At 52.0% G+C, this 16,831-nt stretch carries 16 protein-coding genes; 11 read left to right on the top strand and 5 right to left on the bottom strand.

Features of this window, described 5'->3' with window-relative positions; translation table 11 throughout:
- Window positions 1-21 precede the first annotated feature (21 nt).
- Together ACN0YH_RS18755 and ACN0YH_RS18750 are read right to left on the bottom strand one after the other, a co-directional pair.
- A complete protein-coding gene (locus ACN0YH_RS18755; protein WP_417381116.1) occupies window positions 22-1,437 on the bottom strand; it encodes an MBL fold metallo-hydrolase in 1,416 nt (471 codons plus the stop codon).
- A gap of 33 nt (window positions 1,438-1,470) precedes the next feature.
- Window positions 1,471-1,920 (bottom strand): beta-lactamase hydrolase domain-containing protein, encoded by a 450-nt coding sequence (locus ACN0YH_RS18750; protein ID WP_417381115.1) that lies wholly within the window; start codon window positions 1,918-1,920, stop codon window positions 1,471-1,473.
- 337 nt (window positions 1,921-2,257) lie between these two features.
- On the opposite strand from ACN0YH_RS18750, the gene ACN0YH_RS18745 reads away from it, so the two are divergent.
- Window positions 2,258-3,499, top strand: coding sequence for a hypothetical protein (locus ACN0YH_RS18745; RefSeq protein ID WP_417381114.1), 1,242 nt, complete (start codon window positions 2,258-2,260; stop codon window positions 3,497-3,499).
- On the opposite strand, the gene ACN0YH_RS18740 is transcribed toward ACN0YH_RS18745, so the two are convergent.
- Window positions 3,496-4,551 carry a CobW family GTP-binding protein gene (locus tag ACN0YH_RS18740; protein ID WP_417381113.1) on the bottom strand — a complete coding sequence of 352 codons (1,056 nt, stop codon included), beginning with the start codon at window positions 4,549-4,551 and terminating at the stop codon, window positions 3,496-3,498. The genes ACN0YH_RS18745 and ACN0YH_RS18740 overlap by 4 nt on opposite strands.
- Window positions 4,552-4,623: 72 nt before the next feature.
- Window positions 4,624-6,072, bottom strand: a complete 1,449-nt coding sequence (gene gntH / locus ACN0YH_RS18735) for a guanitoxin biosynthesis MBL fold metallo-hydrolase GntH (protein ID WP_417381112.1) — start codon at window positions 6,070-6,072, stop codon at window positions 4,624-4,626.
- Between the two features lie 64 nt (window positions 6,073-6,136).
- Between gntH and ACN0YH_RS18730 the strand changes: the two genes are divergently transcribed.
- The 6 genes from ACN0YH_RS18730 (at window position 6,137) to ACN0YH_RS18705 (ending at window position 10,270) form a co-directional block, all read left to right on the top strand.
- The gene (locus ACN0YH_RS18730; RefSeq protein WP_417381111.1) at window positions 6,137-6,310 is read left to right on the top strand and encodes a DUF995 domain-containing protein; all 174 of its coding nucleotides are present in this window, start codon (window positions 6,137-6,139) and stop codon (window positions 6,308-6,310) included.
- Between the two features lie 240 nt (window positions 6,311-6,550).
- Window positions 6,551-7,105: a DUF3239 domain-containing protein gene (locus ACN0YH_RS18725; RefSeq protein ID WP_417381110.1), complete on the top strand. Its 555-nt coding sequence runs from the start codon at window positions 6,551-6,553 to the stop codon at window positions 7,103-7,105.
- Window positions 7,106-7,150: 45 nt separating this feature from the next.
- Window positions 7,151-7,534 carry a VOC family protein gene (locus ACN0YH_RS18720; protein ID WP_417381109.1) on the top strand — a complete coding sequence of 128 codons (384 nt, stop codon included), beginning with the start codon at window positions 7,151-7,153 and terminating at the stop codon, window positions 7,532-7,534.
- 57 nt (window positions 7,535-7,591) lie between these two features.
- Window positions 7,592-8,266, top strand: a complete 675-nt coding sequence (locus ACN0YH_RS18715; RefSeq protein ID WP_417381108.1) for a DUF4253 domain-containing protein — start codon at window positions 7,592-7,594, stop codon at window positions 8,264-8,266.
- A 114-nt stretch (window positions 8,267-8,380) separates the two neighbouring features.
- On the top strand, window positions 8,381-9,145 hold the full coding sequence (locus ACN0YH_RS18710) for a DUF3050 domain-containing protein (protein WP_417381107.1): 765 nt from the start codon (window positions 8,381-8,383) through the stop codon (window positions 9,143-9,145).
- Between the two features lie 93 nt (window positions 9,146-9,238).
- Window positions 9,239-10,270 (top strand): carbon-nitrogen hydrolase family protein, encoded by a 1,032-nt coding sequence (locus ACN0YH_RS18705; protein ID WP_417381106.1) that lies wholly within the window; start codon window positions 9,239-9,241, stop codon window positions 10,268-10,270.
- A 22-nt stretch (window positions 10,271-10,292) separates the two neighbouring features.
- Here ACN0YH_RS18705 and ACN0YH_RS18700 read toward each other — a convergent pair whose 3' ends face one another.
- The gene (locus ACN0YH_RS18700) at window positions 10,293-11,921 is read right to left on the bottom strand and encodes a mechanosensitive ion channel domain-containing protein (RefSeq protein WP_417381105.1); all 1,629 of its coding nucleotides are present in this window, start codon (window positions 11,919-11,921) and stop codon (window positions 10,293-10,295) included.
- A gap of 268 nt (window positions 11,922-12,189) precedes the next feature.
- Between ACN0YH_RS18700 and ACN0YH_RS18695 the strand changes: the two genes are divergently transcribed.
- From ACN0YH_RS18695 to ACN0YH_RS18680, 4 genes are all read left to right on the top strand, one after another.
- Window positions 12,190-12,927, top strand: a complete 738-nt coding sequence (locus tag ACN0YH_RS18695; RefSeq protein ID WP_417381104.1) for a class I SAM-dependent methyltransferase — start codon at window positions 12,190-12,192, stop codon at window positions 12,925-12,927.
- Between the two features lie 114 nt (window positions 12,928-13,041).
- A complete protein-coding gene (locus ACN0YH_RS18690; protein ID WP_417381103.1) occupies window positions 13,042-13,542 on the top strand; it encodes a MarR family winged helix-turn-helix transcriptional regulator in 501 nt (166 codons plus the stop codon).
- Between the two features lie 57 nt (window positions 13,543-13,599).
- Entirely contained in the window at window positions 13,600-14,679 is a 1,080-nt protein-coding gene (locus tag ACN0YH_RS18685) for a sulfite exporter TauE/SafE family protein (RefSeq protein ID WP_417381102.1), read from the top strand.
- 155 nt (window positions 14,680-14,834) lie between these two features.
- The gene (locus tag ACN0YH_RS18680; protein ID WP_417381101.1) at window positions 14,835-16,625 is read left to right on the top strand and encodes an AAA family ATPase; all 1,791 of its coding nucleotides are present in this window, start codon (window positions 14,835-14,837) and stop codon (window positions 16,623-16,625) included.
- Window positions 16,626-16,831 lie beyond the last annotated feature (206 nt).

The following is a 16,831-nucleotide window of genomic DNA, read 5'->3' as shown; positions in this document are numbered from 1 at the left end:
ATGTGTTCTTTACTGACAGTTTCAATTCGAGTTCGTCGTGACTGGTAATTCCGCTGCCTGCCAGGCCGACATGCCTCCCATGACATTGGTGACATCTTCTATGCCTTCCCGTCTCAAAAAAGACGAAGCAATCGAGGCACGGTATCCCGAACCACAGATGACAACCACTGGTTCTTTCGGCTCCAGTTCCCCTACTCTCTCCTGCAAAGTACCGCCATGAATATGCAGGGCTCCCTCGATATGTCCTTGCTTCCATTCCTGCTCGGTCCGGACATCCAGGATGGTGAACTGATCCTGTTGCTGAATCTTCTCCTGCAGTTGATGAACGGATATCGTTTTCAGCATTTCCAAGGGATAGCCGGCGGTTTCCCAGGAATTAATGCCGCCTTCCAGATATCCCTGCAGATCATCAAACCCGACCCGCAACAGATGCCAGACGACCTCTTTCACCTGCACCTCGTCATCCACGATAAGCAGGATGGGACGATCATAGGGTAAGACCCAACCTGCCCAGACCGGAAGGTTGGAGCCAAACGGGATATTGATGGATTCTGGGATATGCGCCGCTGCAAATGCTTCTTTGGAACGCACATCCAGAATCAGACAGCCTTCACAGACGCGTTGATGAACCTGATCTGCCTGCCAGCGATCCAGCCCCGGTAATTCCGGGCCGATGATGGCAGGTCCTTCTTTATTCACCTGTTTCATCCGTTTAAAATAGGGAGGCGAGAGCGGCATGTCTTCGAGTAACTGGTCGATCCAGTTCTCCACAGAAGTTTGCTCAAAGGCGTTGCTAAAATGCCGCTCGTATCCCAGGGTCGAAGATCGGCGGGAACCGATGGCTTTTCCACATAAGGAACCTGCACCATGAGCGGGGTAGATTTCCGTATAATCGGGTAACCCTTCCAGGTGATTGAAGAGACTGTCATAAAGCTGGCGGGCCAGTTTCTGTTTTTCCTCTTCCCCCAGAAGATCCGGACGCCCGACATCGCCCACAAACAGAAAATCGCCGGTGAACATGCACCAGGGTGACGTTTTACTGCGCGATTGATCAAATAACAGCACTGCCAGATGTTCGGGAGTATGTCCGGGAACATGCCGGAATTCCAGTTTCAGATCCCCCATTTGAATCGAATCAGATTCTTTCACCTGCCGATCCGCAAAAGACTGATTCCAGTCTGCACCACCATAAGACGAACAATAGATCAGAGGCTGATCATCCAGTCGCGCCTTTAACTCGCGCGAACCGCAGACAAAGTCAGCATGAATATGCGTCTCGATGATATGCCTGATGTGCAGATCATGTTCTCTGGCATATTCAATGAAAACATCTACATCGCGCGTGGGATCAATGACGACGGCTTCCCCAGATTTTTCATCACCAATCAGATAAGAAGCGATAGCCAACCCTGGTACAAAGCGTTCATAAAATATCATGACAGATAAACTTTCTGTTACTGCGGATTCAATTCAGTCAGAGTGAGTATCGACGTATTTTTTTACGAACTCGATCAACTCCTGCTTGTCGCATTCGAAGCCCATCTCTTCGGCCTTCTGCAAGGTCTGCTCACCACTCATCCCCTGTTTGACAGCCAGATCCATCATCACCATCGCGCCCGCCCGTTTTCCACTTTTACAATGGGCAAAGATGGGTTTGGGAAGAACGTCATACTGGTCCCGAAACTGATCGACCAGGGATTCATCCAGGGAATTCATTGAGACGGGGATATGCAGATACTCCATATCTGCACCTTTCACGATTTGTTCTTCAGACTGGGGTGTAATCGGTTGGTCTTTTTCGTTTGGCGCGCGGAAATTCACGATCGACTTAAAACCGTCTTTTCCGATTTCGTAAATTTCTTCCTGATTAGGCTGGGGCCCGACGGTCACTTCTTCATTAATTTTCATCGTACCTTGCATTTTGTGTCTCCCTGATAAAGATTGAAAAGTTCGTACATCGATAGTTCCAGTTGAAATGCAAAATGCATGCCAGCGTCTCAAGACATGACAAATCTTTTTAATCACAGGGGAAAAGAAATAAGGGGAACGAACCGGACTTGAGATCAGCTTAAGAAATGACTGCTGAACTACCAGAATGGTCGTCAGGCTACCGGCCCAAGTATTTTTTGCAAAGTTTTGTGTGATACTTGGGGTTTCATTACGCCTTACCTGATGTGTGGTCATTCTCGGTCGGCTATCTGCAGACTATAATATGACTTAGGAAACTGGCATTTTGTTTTTTTGAGGGAGTTCTCTGATGCGGCACACCTTACTTATTGCAGTTATTTCCGGATCGTTCCTGCTGTCCTCGCAACTGGCCAGTGCAGCACCATTGGCGGAGGAGTACCTGCAGACAGGCCAGTTGAGCGAGGGTGCGACTGCGCTGCAGGCCCATTTAAAGAACTCCCCCCAAGATGACGAGGCGCGGTTCGGGCTGGGTGTTGTGCAGTTCTTTCAGTCGTTTGAACATCTAGGGGGAACGCTATATGAGTATGGCTTACGCACGGAAGACGCCTTTCGCGGTCTGCCTGCACCGATTCGTAAAATGCTGGCTCAGAAGCCCAACCCGAAAACCATCTCGTATGCCGACATGCGTCAGATGCTGCAAACATGGGTCGATGATCTGAAAGCTGCTGAGAAAACACTGTCCGCCATCAAAGACTCAAACGTCCAACTGCCCCTGCATGTGGGATTGATTAAAGTTGACCTGACCGGCACGGGTAAACCCGTTGATGCAACATTTCTGCTGGGACAAATCGATACTCCTGTGGAACAAGAGAAGGTGGCAGCTTTCATTATCGACTTTGATCGAGGCGATGCAGACTGGCTGGCGGGTTACTGTAATTTTCTGAGTGCCTGGGGAGAAGTTCTGCTGGCGATTGACGGTCAGGAAATATTCAACTGCACGGCTCATCTGTTTTTTGAAAAAGTCGATACACCCTATCCGTTTCTGCTCGAGGGGCCACGAAACTTCGACTCCCTGAGGCGTTTCAACCGGCCGCTCATCTCCGACATTCTCGCATTTATTCATCTCTGGCGATTTGAACTCAAAGAACCGGAACGGATGAAAACAGCGCTGGCGCATCTGGAAGACATGCAGCGACATGCGAAATCGATGTGGAAATATTACCTGGCAGAAACCGACAACGAAAACGAATGGATTCCCAATCCACAGCAGACCGGCGTACTGGAAATTAAAGTCACACAGGAAATGGTAGATACCTGGCTGGTGGTTTTGGATGAAGCGGGAGAAGTTCTGCAGGGGAAGAAGCTGATTCCGTTCTGGCGCGGCAAACCGGGTACACAGGGGGTGAACCTGCGACGTGTCTTTACCGAACCTCGCAAAATTGACCCATTCCTCTGGGCCCAGGGAACAGCGGCGGCCCCTTACCTGGAAAATGGAACGATCACAGATTTCGCGAACCCGGAAATGTGGGGACGCATTAACCGGACCTTTGGCAGAAACAACTTCTTTACGCTGGCGTTCTGGTTCAATTAAGCTGTGCGATCTGAAGTTGCAGCTTCCAGGCAATCTTCAAACAGTTGAGTCAATTCCCCGCTGTCAAAACCAGATCCGATGGCGACGATACGGGTACGCGGCGGTCGCGTGCCCCAGTCGTCGAGCGCCGTCAGTTCCGTACGCCGACCGACGGCCTGCAGCGCATGTCGCTTCTCCGGGGCATCGCTACAGTACATGATTCCTTTACAGCGATAGATGGAAGCCGGCAGTTTACGGCGGACCATCTCCTGCAGATCTTCAATGGAAAAAGGTTGATCGGTTTCAAAGCTCCAGGTTTCAAACAGCTGACTGGCGGCGTCGTGTTTCTGCGGAGAGGTTTCGCTCATCGATTTCTGCTTCTGTGACTCCAGATGCGCGGGATCGAACCTCCCGACCGCCAGCAGTACTTCCAGCGGGACTTCGCAGCGTTCCGCATTCACAATGCGAATTCGCTGCAGATGCTGGCCGATCCATTCGTTGATGACTTCCAGATGGGTGGGGCCCACCAGATCGATTTTATTTAGAATCACCATATCCGCGAAGCCGATCTGCCGCAGCTTAAGCGCGGTCAGTTCTTCATTATCAGCGTGCGTGAAGATGGCTTCCGCATCGACGACACAGGTAATGCTGTCCAATCGTAACAGTTTTTCATAGCGGGCATTCAGAAACGTCATTACGACGCCTTCCGGGTCGGCAACGCCGCTGGCTTCCAGAATGACGTAATCAATCAAATCCTCGCGCGTCAGCAGCTGTTCCAGCGAATTAACCAGGTCATCGCGAATTTCACAACAGATACAGCCGTTCGTCAGGTTGATCGTATTCTCTTCAACCCCTTCCACCAGTTCTGCGTCAATGTTGATCGCACCAAAATCATTGACCAGCACGCCCACCCGCAGACCATGATCGCCGTTGAGAATGCGATTCAGAAGTGTCGTCTTGCCTGCTCCCAGGAAACCGGTCAACAGAGTCACCGGTACGGGGTCGCGGCCTTCAATTTCAATCGAATCGAGCCGCGGTGCCGGCGCGAGGATCGGGCGTTCTTCATCTGTCATGTCGCTACTCTCTAAAAAAGACAGGCACGTCAAAGTAAATCAATGACGTGCCTGTAATACGTTTTCGATGCGTTACTTGTCCTCGTCGACTTTGATGCCACGCGATTCAAGCATTTCGCGCGGATTGAGTTTGATACCGGGCCATTTCTGAACCGGTTTACGATAGGCATCGGGCGGATAATAGAGTTTGGGATCAATTTCCAAATCTCGCAGAAACTGTTCCTGCTGTTTTTCTCGAGGCAGTCGCGGCGTAGGCAGTGTAATTTCCGCAGGCAGCTTTTCGCCCGGCTTGAGCAGCCAGCGCGGATCCATCGAGGCAGGGGCAGCGCCATCGGGTAGCAACGCTTCGCGCGACCAGATCGCATCTTTGGTCACATTGATGACCTGCACATCGGGTCCGCCAAACATGAACAGCCCATCCCAGTTGGAACGGACTTCCGCCGTCGATTCGGCTTCGAGTGCGGGGCCCGCATATTCGTAATGACAGATGGCGGCCATGCGAGGCTGCGTCTGCTTAAACAGATAGCCGGCGGCGTAATACATGGTATGGAAAATGTCGATCGTGTATTCCCAGAGTTCCGCAGGTGCGCCCAGCTTCATGGAGGACAGGCTGGGCACATCAATCGTGCCTTCGGAGACGAAGACATCAACTCCTTTTCCATATTTGGCAGACAGTTCATCCGGGCGACCGTCACCGGTCCAGACAAAGGAGAGCCCCGCGTCTTCCCAGTCGAGTCGATAGGCGGACGCACCATCCTTCACATGCGAGCGCGGCCAATGACGTACCTTAACGCCGTCTTTGTCGTAGCAGATGCCGTTCTCTTCCTTCCAGTCGAACTCGGTGACTTCGATTTCCATGCCATCGCCGATGGGACAGGCGTTGAAGTTTTCTTCATGCCAGCGGTTCATTTCGCGCATATGTTTGATCATATGCTTCATGCCCAGTTCGGGAGTTCGCCCCGAAGGACCATACACCCGCAGCGGCGTGTATCCGCCGGAAAAGGCGCGGAAGGGATACATGTAAGGCAGGTCAGCAAAGTGATCGGAGTGCAGATGGCTGATGAAGATATCATTGATCAGCGGCGCGGGAACCTGCATGGCAATGGCATTCGAGATACTGCCGTTCCCCAGATCGAAAAAGAACCGACGTGGCTGCGATTCACCATTTCCCAGCTCGACCAGAATGGAAGTCCCGGACTGCAGACGTGTGGGAGGCCAGGGAGTACTTCCCAGAAACGAGATCCGCATTTCATTTTTCGGCAGGATTTCCGTGCCCGGCATAAACACGTTGCGATTTTTGATCGCCGGCCAGGGCTTGTAATAGTCGGGCAGACTGATCCCCCCGCCGGGACGCGCCCCGTAGGGGTTTTTCATTTCACAGTCGCTGTCTGCGGCAGAGGCCATTCCGGGAACTGAAGCAGCCAGTCCCGCTCCGACGGCGGCAGCACTCCCTTTGAGAAAATTACGTCTCCCCTGATCGTTTCCTGTGGGCTTGCTCTGGTTGTTATCGTCTTGAGTCAAGGTTCTCTCCTCAGTCGGTTTGTTAGTTCGATCGCTGTTTGTGATTACGTCTGGAACACCCCTGATGATGGGCCATTTTTGTTGTCTATTGAAATGGAACTCAATAAACGCAGGTGCGGATGACACCAGATGCGAAACGCATGCGGTGAGGGGAGGTTCGATTTATGTGAAAGAACACGTAACAATTGTATCGGCTCCCTGGATGCCACGCCAAGAGTTTCTTTGCGATTTTGAGTGATCACAGAGAGTTGAGATTCCATCAAGACTCAGGGGCTCTCGTTCTCATAACTGATATTAGTGGAAGCCAGTCATTCCCTTTCACACAGATCAATTTGAAAACCTCAATCTTGGTTTGAAGTCCGTTTAGAACATAAGTATATTTATCTGTGTAATAAACAAGGGCTCGCTGTTTGAGACAAACCTCAATCAACGCGGCACTCTACTAAATATCTGATACAACGAAGATTTGAACTGCAAGATGATCAAAATCGACTTTCGAGTACTACTGAAATGTTATCCTGCAGAAGTTCTGTTTTATGCGGTAGGAGTGATCGTGGGCATCGCTTTACTGACCGTCTACCCTGCCTTTGGGGGGATTGTAGTGGGCATCTCGCTGGTAGCTGGATTGATGAACGTCTATACGTGGAAGGGGCACTTCGCCGCTGGTGCGCTGATGCCGGCTGTTGTGGTGAATCCTGACAAGAATCTGATAGCCGTCCTGGCAGATATGAATGCCCAGGGAGGAAGACCTTACCTGATGCTGAAAATCGCCAAGCGTCCCATTAAAAGCGCGACAGGTGCACCGTTCAAAAAAGGTTCAAAACTGGCGACAGTCACCACATTTCACAATACAAACCTCGTCGACAAAAAACGCTGGACCGATATCAACCCGATTGTTGTGAATTGTGCAACTGGCAATCGTAAAACAATTAAACGTGCCATTAATGCAATTGATGAAGAAGAGTGGGACGACTTGATGCGGGCTGTTAAAAGAATGAAACAACCGATGAAACCGGGGATCTATCCTGCCTGATCTGAATTACAAGATCGCGGCAATTAACTTGAAAGGGGACGAGGAATGCGTGCTCAACCAATGATTGTTGTGAATGATGTGGAAGCCAGCAGTGCCTGGTATCAGCGATTACTGAATGTCAAGAGCGGGCATGGCGGCAGCGAATATGAACAGTTGATGAATCATGAGGATACGCTGATTCTGCAGTTGCATCTGTGGGAAACAGACGAGCATCCGTTTCTGGGTGACCCTGAGGCGCTCAAAGGGAACGGGGCATTGCTCTGGTTTGAGATCGATGATTTTGAAGATGCCGTCCGGCGGGCCGAAGATCTGGGAGTGGAAATTCTCGACGGACCGCTGGTCAATCCCAATGCCCAACATCGGGAGATCTGGATTCGCGATCCGGATGGTTATACGATTGTGCTGGCGACGAAATATGGGGACCTGTGAACTCACACTAATCATTTTTCAGGTTTCCCTTTCTGATTCAGCAGGATTGCATGCAGTATGACATTCACATCGATTCAAGTCCACGGAACCGAGGCTGTCGAACGGTTAAATGAGTTGAGAGATCAGTTTGCGAAAACAGGAAAATACCCGTTTCTGATTGGGCCACACCAGGATCTGGAGACGATGATCAAATCTGCCGAATTCAACCGGCAGTCACCCGAGGAAATCCTACTCGCCTCTCAGAAGATCGATCTCGAAGAATGGGTGGCGGAACGCAGAGCGGAAGTGGAAGAGTGTGGATATTCTCCCTATGAGGACCTGGGGGAATGGCCTGGAGAAATTCATGACAAAGGTTCCTTCATTTTACACAAAAACGCTGTGGCTGGAAACTTTCTCCCCGAAGTCTTTATCGGACTGGCACAGGTTGAAACGTCCTGGCAGCTTCCAGCCGTTTTAAAATTTGGTGGCTGGAATGATTGCCCTGAAGCGGAGGTTCAATGTGCCTTCCATCGCAAGTGGCAAGCCGAGTTTGGAGCGGAAATCTGTAGTGTTGGGGGTGATGTTATCGAATGCACAGTTAATCGTCCTCCTCAAGATCAACAATCAGCCATGCAACTGGCCTGGGAACAGTACTGGTATTGTGCAGATATTGTGGATCAGGGTTGCGAAACGATCAGTAATCTGGGTGCCACACTTCTCAAATCTCCCTACTGGTTCTTCTGGTGGGATTAAGAGAAATCCCTGCGAAAGCCCTACCAGAACAGCGGGTGAGAACTATAATCTCGGAAGTTTGTTACAAGATCCATGTACTGAAGTGCTTGATATTACCGGGGAACAGGGCTGTCCATGACACAACAAATCACGTCTGAAATTATTGATACTTTCACCAGCCAGCTGGAAGAGCACCCGATCTACGAAGCGATAGCCACGCTGGAAGATCTGCAGCGATTCATGGAACACCATGTGTATTCTGTCTGGGATTTTATGTCGCTGGTCAAATACCTGCAGGGCGTAATCGCCCCGACGGGTGCCCCCTGGCTGCCGCGCGGTGATGCCAGCGTACGACGGTTTATCAATGAGATTGTGCTCGAAGAAGAATGTGACGAAACAGCTGACGGCGAATTCTCCAGTCACTTCGAACTGTACCAGACCGCCATGACTGAAGTGGGCGCCAGTACGGGGATACTTAAGGAGTTCATCAAGACCGTCGATCAGCAGGGGATCGATGCGGCTCTCCAGTACCCCGGTATGCCGGAACCATCGCGTCAGTTCACAACTAAAACGTTTGAATTTATTGCGGACGGGGCACCACATAAAATTGCCGCCGCGTTCGCACTGGGCCGCGAACACATTATTCCCACAATGTTCCGTTCGATTCTGAAACAGACCGGCGTCACCGAACAGCAGGCCCCCGTATTTCACTTCTATCTGAATCGACATGTGGAGCTGGATGGCGACTTCCACGCACCGCTCTCACTGCGACTGCTTAACGGTCTGTGTGACAATGACCCTGTGAAAATTCAGGAAGCAATTACCGCAGCGCAGGCCGCCGTGGAAGCACGACTGCGTTTGTGGGATGGCGTGCTGGAAAGTATTCAGGCGAAGGTGTGAGCTACTTATAATACAGGAATCATCAGACAACATCATTTTGCTGCTGTTCTCCATTTGATCAGCTAACGGACTCCTTTCTTGCGGAACTGCACCATGACTTATCCTGCATTCAAAGCGGCTCTCGCTCACGTCGCTCCTGTATTTCTGAATAAAGACGCGACGGTCGAAAAAGCCTGTTCGCTGATCCGTGAAGCCGCCCGCAACGGGGCGCAGATTATTGTGTTTCCCGAGACCTATATCCCCGCCTTCCCGGTGTGGTGCGCATTGCAGGCACCGATTCATAATCACGATCTGTTCTGCGAGCTGGCGGCGAACTCGATCAAAGTGGATGGTCCCGAACTGGCGCAGATCGCAGAGACCGCCCGCGAATGTGAGATGTTTGTCTCCATGGGCTTCAATGAAGGGACCACCGTCAGCGATGGCTGCATCTGGAATGCCAACGCGCTGATCGGCGATGATGGCAGTATTCTGTGTCATCACAGGAAGATCGTGCCGACCTTCTATGAAAAACTGGTCTGGTCTCCCGGCGATGGCGCGGGCCTGGAAGTCTGTGCGACGCGGTTGGGACGACTGGGTATGCTGATCTGCGGTGAGAATACGAATCCGCTGGCCCGGTTTACACTGCTGGCGCAGGGGGAGCAGGTCCACATGTCAACGTACCCGCCGGTCTGGCCTTCACACGATCCCGCGGTTCATGAAAACTACGATCTGAAAAATGCGATTCTGATTCGAGCCGGGGCGCATTCATTCGAAGGCAAACTCTTCAACCTGGTCGCCGCCGGTTACCTGGATCAGGCTGCCTATGATCTGCTGAAGGAGCGAGATCCCGATTCAGCCCGCATCCTGGATGGCAGTCCCCGCGGCATCTCGGTCGCGATCGGCCCGAATGGCACACCCGTCAGCGAGATCATGCAGGCGGACGAAGGCCTCCTCTATGCCGACATCGACCTCTCACGCTGCGTCGAACCCAAACAGCTCCACGATCTGGCAGGTGGTTACAATCGCTTTGATATTTTCCAGTTGACCGTCGATCGTACTGCCCAGCGGCCTATCCGGTTTCAAACGGAGCACAGGCCGCAGGACGATGAAACGTCTGAGGGTGATACCTTGACGTTTCAGTCCTGATTCGCGTCCCTACAAACTGGCATTATTTTTGTACCAGCGTGGCTTGTTTCCCGTTGAGTGTTTCTGCTGAATAGACGTGGATGTCCTGCTGCGGAAATGGTATCGAAATACCAGCTTGATCAAAGCGAAGTTTGACTTCGCGGGTGACTGAGGTTTTGACGTTCCACCAGTTCTCCGTTTTGGCCCAGGGGCGACAGACAATATCCACAGAGGAATCTGCCAGAGCATGTGTCACCACGACCGCTGCGGGATCTTTCAGAACCAGTTCGTTCTCTTCGAGCACGTCTTTGATAATCTGTTCGGCCTGTTCGAAATCGTCGTTGTACCCGATGCAGAATTCCAGGTCGACGCGTCTGACTTTGTTGGCCGTGATATTGGTAATCACATTATTCCAGATGGAATTATTGGGAACATGAATCGTCTGATTATCAAATGTACGAAACGTGGTGGAAACCAGGTTCATCTGCTTGACGGTTCCCGTAATCCCGCCGGCCGTCACGACATTCCCCACATCAAAGGGGCGGTTGATCAGAATCATCAAGCCGCTGGCAAAGTTGCTTAGCGTGCCCTGTAATGCCAGACCGACGACCAGCCCGGTAGCACCAATGGCCGCCAGAATGGGTGTGACATCAACTTCCAGTGCAGTGAGTGCGATGGCAAATCCGATGAGAAAGATGATATTCTTAATCGTACTACTGATCAGGTTTTCGGCGAGTTGTGTCAGCTTGACCTTACGTTCCAGGACCCAGCGAATTACCGCGGAACCAATCCGGGCCACAAACCAGGTAATGAGTAGAATGGCCAGAAATTTACCGACATTCCAGGTCATCCGCTGACCGCCTTCCTTGGAGATGATCCAGCCTTTGACCCCCGACCAGGTGGCACTGGCATCAGAGGTATCCAGTTCGATCCCCGAAACAGCGGTGATATACTTGCGGTAGGATTCTACATCGCCTCCTTTCAGCGCTAGTGAAGTCAGGACGATTTCCAACCGGTCACTCAATCCCGTCCTTTCATCCTGCAACTTCGTCAGGTTGACCAGAAACTGCTCCTTCATTACTTCTGCGGTATGGGTGGGCGTTAACTCTTCCTCCGGAGCGGGCGTCTTGTCAGTATTAACTGATTCCGAACTGCTGGCGACCGGTTCCTCATCAGCCGTTGCCTTTTCTGCATCGGTCTGCTCCGGTTTAGAGGCATCCACGGCCACATCCACACCCAGGTTTTCCTGCGCTTTCTTGATCAGATCTTCTTCTGTTTCCTTCGCCATCTTGTCAGCGGTCTTCTGAACGGATTCTGCTTTCTTCAGTGATTCGAGGGCCTGCTGATCATCGTCGGTACTGATCGCTTCGTTGGTTTTTTTAACCCCCAGTCGGGCAGCGGCGATCTGACGTGCCTTGTTGCGCAATAATTTAAACCAGGCATCAGCTTCGACCTGCAGTTCCTGCTTTGTGAGAGGCCTGACCATGATTTTCAACTGGTCGAGTGGAATCGTGGGGTCAATCGTTGTGAACGGTTTCAGGTCTGGTGCGGGTTGAGTCGGCTGTACCTCTTTTTTTGATTCTTCCGACTTTTTGGTTTCCTGAGCCATGACTGGCATAGCGGGGACTAAACAGAACACAACAACTATCAATAACAGCTTTTCAAATCGCACTGTAACACTCCGAAATCACATTAGTATTTTTTTATATTGGCGCACCCACAGGTCGGGTATTTTTATCCTAGCATATAACTGACACCCAGCCCCAATTTTCTCCCAAGGAGCTGTCTCTTCCGGAAGATACGAGCCGCTGACAGAGTGGATTCAAGAAATCTTCTCAGTTCCCGTAGGTAACCTTCTCAGACTTGCGTTATATTTTCGTAAGCCAAGGAGGCATTTCACCGAACTTCACATCAAATTCATACCCCAAGGTAATCCATTGATGACGACGAATTACGATCCCATTGCTGAGCAGTACAAACGGTCAAAACAGCAGCCCTGGCGCACGTTTATTGAATGTTTTACGCTGCTGGAGCTGGCCGGTAATCCGCAGGGTCTGTCCGTGCTGGATGTCGCATGCGGCGAAGGCTTTTATACGCGCATGCTCCGCGAACGTGGTGCAGCACGAGTCATGGGCATCGATTTATCGCAGGGCATGATCGAACTCGCACAGCAACAGGAAGCGCAGAACCAGCAGGGAATTGAGTTTATTGTTGGTGATGCACGGGAACTGCCTGTCGCGGAACAGTTTGACCTGGCCGTTGCCGCCTATCTGCTGAATTATGCCCGCACACGTGAGGAACTGCAGTCAATGTGTAACGGCATCGCGAAGGCTTTGAAGCCGGGCGGACGCTTTGTCACCGTCAACAGCAGTCCGATGTTCCACTTCCCCGGCAGTCCTTCGTTTCGTCACTTCGGCTTTGAAACGTCTGCCAGCACAGACTGGCAGGAAGGCACGCCGATCACCTGGACGTTCCACCTGGAGGACGGTCCGTTTGACATCGAAAACTATCACCTGACCGCCGACACCCACGTAGCCGCCTTTCGCGCAGCCGGCTTTAACGAGGTCCGCTGGCATTCCCCGCAACTTTCACCTGACGGACTGTCAGACAACACGCCGGAATACTGGTCCCCCCTGTTAACTGATTCTCCCATCACATTCATTGAGTGCGTGAAATAACTTCCGCCCGGAATCAGAGCCCCCGATCTCCACACCAGAATATTTTTCGAGCATTTATTCGTCCCGACAATAGTTGTCTTGACAATTATCGTCGGGACATTCATAATTTCCGACATGACAGCATCAGTGCCCCAACCCAATATTGAACAGGTTCACTTTGACTCGCCGGAACAGGAAGTCTATCTGCAGTTATGGCGAACGTACGACTGCCTGAAGGCCCTCGAAGAAGCGCTGTTCGTGCAATACGACCTGTCGGCACAGCAGTACAATGTATTGCGTCTGCTGCAGACCGTCGCTCCGGGCACGATGCAGACGATGGAACTGGGACGGCGGCTGATTTCTCGTGCTCCCGATACCACGCGGATGCTGGATCGACTGGAAAAGCGATCTTTCATCCAGCGCAGTCGGCTCCCCGAGAACCGGCGGGTCGTGGAAATTGCGATCACAAAACAGGGGCAGGCTCTGCTGGTAAAAATGGCCAACGCGGTTGTGAAGATGCATCAGAGTCAACTGGGCCATCTGACCATGTCACAACAGAAGCAGCTCGTCAAACTCCTGAAACGTGCCCGGGAACCGCATGAAGATGCGAGTTGTGACTGGCTGGAATCAGAATGATCGACCGGGCAGCGCTGCCACTTCGATCTGAGAGTATGAACTGACAGAGAGACAGAGATGGCAAATCAGTCGTGGCGTAATTCGATGCGAAAACTTTGGCCCTTTGGTCTCTGGCTACTGGCATTCTATACGGTCTGGCTGACGATCCTCATCACCACTGACGGCTGGCAGTCACTGCAGCATCACTGGCCGATTGCACTGGCGATGGCGTTGGGTTCGTATATCGCCGGTTCCACTCCCATGGGTGGGGGAACCGTTGGTTTCCCCGTACTCGTATTACTGTTTGACATGCCTGGTTCCCTGGGACGCAACTTCGGACTGGCCGTGCAGTCGATCGGCATGGTCTCAGCTGCGATCTATATTTTCTCTGCAAGACGTCCCCTCGACTGGGGACTGTTGCGGCCCGCGCTCATCGGTGCGTTCATTGGTACGCCCCTGGGAGCCGTCTGCGTTGCGCCGTTTGTACCGGACCTGTGGGTCAAGCTGACATTTGCCGTCGTCTGGTGCAGCTTCGGCATCATGCATCTGCTGAAAATGCGCGAGCTGGTGTCAGCGACAGGAGTCAGTGATCGCTGGCGGAACTTGGACCGGCTGCTGGGCCTGGCAGTCGGTCTGTCCGGCGGCATCGTCGCTTCCATTACCGGCGTGGGGATCGACATGATGGTGTATGCAACACTGGTGCTGCTGTATCGCGCCGATCTGAAAATTGCGATTCCGACGTCAGTGGTCATTATGGCGTTTGCATCGGTCGTGGGAATTACGACGAATGCGATTCTGTCGCAAATCAATCCCGGCCTGTATTACATGGATCCGGAAGTCTATGCCAACTGGCTGGCAGCCGCCCCGATTGTCGCGCTGGGCGCACCCTTTGGAGCGCTGGTGGTGAATCTGATTCCCCGTACGCCGACTCTACTGCTGGTTTCGCTGTTGTGCATCGGCCAGTTCTTCTGGACGATTGCGCATGAAGGGGTCTCCGGATTGGTCCTGCTCTGTGCCGTCGCGGGTGTACTGGCTGTCAACGGAGTCTTTCACCTGCTCTACCACTGGGGACGCAACGAAGATGCCTTCCCGGCTCTGCAGTCAAGTGCGGCAGAAACGCCGGCCGTTCAACTCGCCAGTGAAGAAAACGCTGGCTGAGATTCAATTCTCAGTCTTTTTTTGCGAAACAGAAAACCTCGCAATTCACTCTGAGATGACGCTTCTTGCTTGGCTCATGTAATCTTGTCGAGTAGTATGAACGGCAACAGTTCAAAAATACTCTCCCTGTTGACAGTCCGAAGAGAACCGAGTTCATGAGCAATGCGAAGAAGCTGGAATCGATGCTCGAATTCCTGTGCAATGATGTTTACGAGGTCCTTTCAGTCAATCTCGATAAGGTACTGGAATATACAGGCCCAAATAAACTGGCAGAACGTATGACCGGACTGTTGCAATTAGCGATTCAGGACCAGGGTGCACTCCTCAAACCAATAATTAATGCTTCCGCAATCAACAGTGTTCTCACAATTTTACACAACGGCATTCTGACCGATACGGAAGTTGCGGACTCAGAACTGCAGATCTCTGCGGAACTGATGAAGTATTCCCTGCATCGTTTCAGTTTCATGGAAGATTACAAACCGTATCTGTATGGCTGTAATGCAGAAGAATTTCGGGAACTGCTGATCCAGTGGGAAGCAGACAACAGCTGGCTCGGGGGTGCGATTTATGACGGTGCCGTGATTGAACCCTTTCGATTCCTGGTCATGATTGCCTGTGATATCAAAAAAACTCCGGCTTTATTTCAGTCTTACAGTAAAATCCTGTTGCTGACGGCGAAAATCATCCTGAATGCCAACGGAATTCAAAAGGAAGATCAGACATATTTTGCTCAGTTGAGTAAGGGCCTGGCTGAAATTGAGGCAGCGATCTGTCAAGACCTGGAAACATCTGCTGAGAATCAGAGAATAACCCAGGCACCTGGTTCCAATGCCCCGGACAAGACCACCAGTCAGATCACTCCCGAAGAATCCTTAAAACAGGGACTGCAGGAACTCAACGCGTTGATCGGTCTGGACGTCGTCAAAGCGGAGGTCACACGTATGGCCAATTTTCTGAATATCCGCCAGCAGAGACAGGAAATGGGGATGCCCGTTGCTTCGCAGACGCTGCACTTCGTCTTCACGGGAAATCCGGGGACCGGAAAAACGACGGTCGCCCGGATCATCGCCAAGATCCTGTATGGCTATCAGATTTTAAAGACCCCCAATTTTATCGAAGCCGACCGGGCGACAATGGTTGGCGGCTTTATCGGTCAGACGGCGATCAAAACCAACGAAGTCATCGCGAAAGCCACCGATGGCGTGCTGTTCATCGACGAAGCCTACACGCTGGCAAAATCGGGTGGCCAGGATTACGGACAGGAAGCCATCGACACGATCCTCAAGAAAATGGAAGACCTGCGGGAGCGCCTGGTCGTCATCGTCGCCGGCTATCCAGTCGAGATGGCGGAGTTCATCGAATCCAACCCGGGGCTGGAAAGCCGCTTCAGCCGCTATATTGTGTTCGAAGATTATCACGTATCAGATCTGTGTCTGATTTTTGAACTGATGTGCAACGCCAATGCGTACCAGTTGACGCCCGCCGCCCGCGGCAACCTGGCGATCCTGCTCAACCGGGTCTTCACCGACCGCGATCAGAATTTCGGGAATGCCCGCCTGGTCCGCAATGCCTACGAACGCACGCTGGGCAATCATGCCGACCGCCTGGCGATGAGCAGTGAACCGATCACCCGCGAAGCGCTATCGACCATCGAAGCGGTCGACCTCCCGTTTCGCATTATCACAGGAATGACCGGTCCCATCGATTTGAGTGATTCCCGCTGGCGGGTACACTGCCCGCAGTGTGAGAATGCAACGAACGCCAGTCTCCCCTTGCTGGGACAGATCGTCAAATGCAATGCCTGCGGCACTCGCTTCCGCTGCCCATGGTGGAACCTGGACCGCAGCTCAGTCCCCGGCTTAAGCGGCTTTGAACTCTACGAACGCCCAGGCGATCTGGAGGGGTACGATATTCAAACTGAGGAAGCGACTGTAAAAACTTAAGAGAGGTCGAACCATGTTGCCTGTATTGAAACGTCTATGGTTGTGCAGTCTGGCTTTGAAGCGGGCTTTCTGAAAGCTGAATATCAGATTGTGCAGTTAATTACCGACAGGAAAACAACCGGGGCTAACGCCTAATGGCACTTACTTTAGATCAGTGTGTTTCAATTTCTCTGGGGGCTTTTTTCTTTTTTCGAAATGGTCTCTCT

Source organism: Gimesia sp. (genome assembly GCF_048262075.1).
In the GTDB taxonomy this organism is placed as follows: Bacteria; Planctomycetota; Planctomycetia; order Planctomycetales; family Planctomycetaceae; genus Gimesia.
Note: the sequence above shows the minus strand (reverse complement) of the source record. Positions and strands in the feature narration are given on the sequence as shown.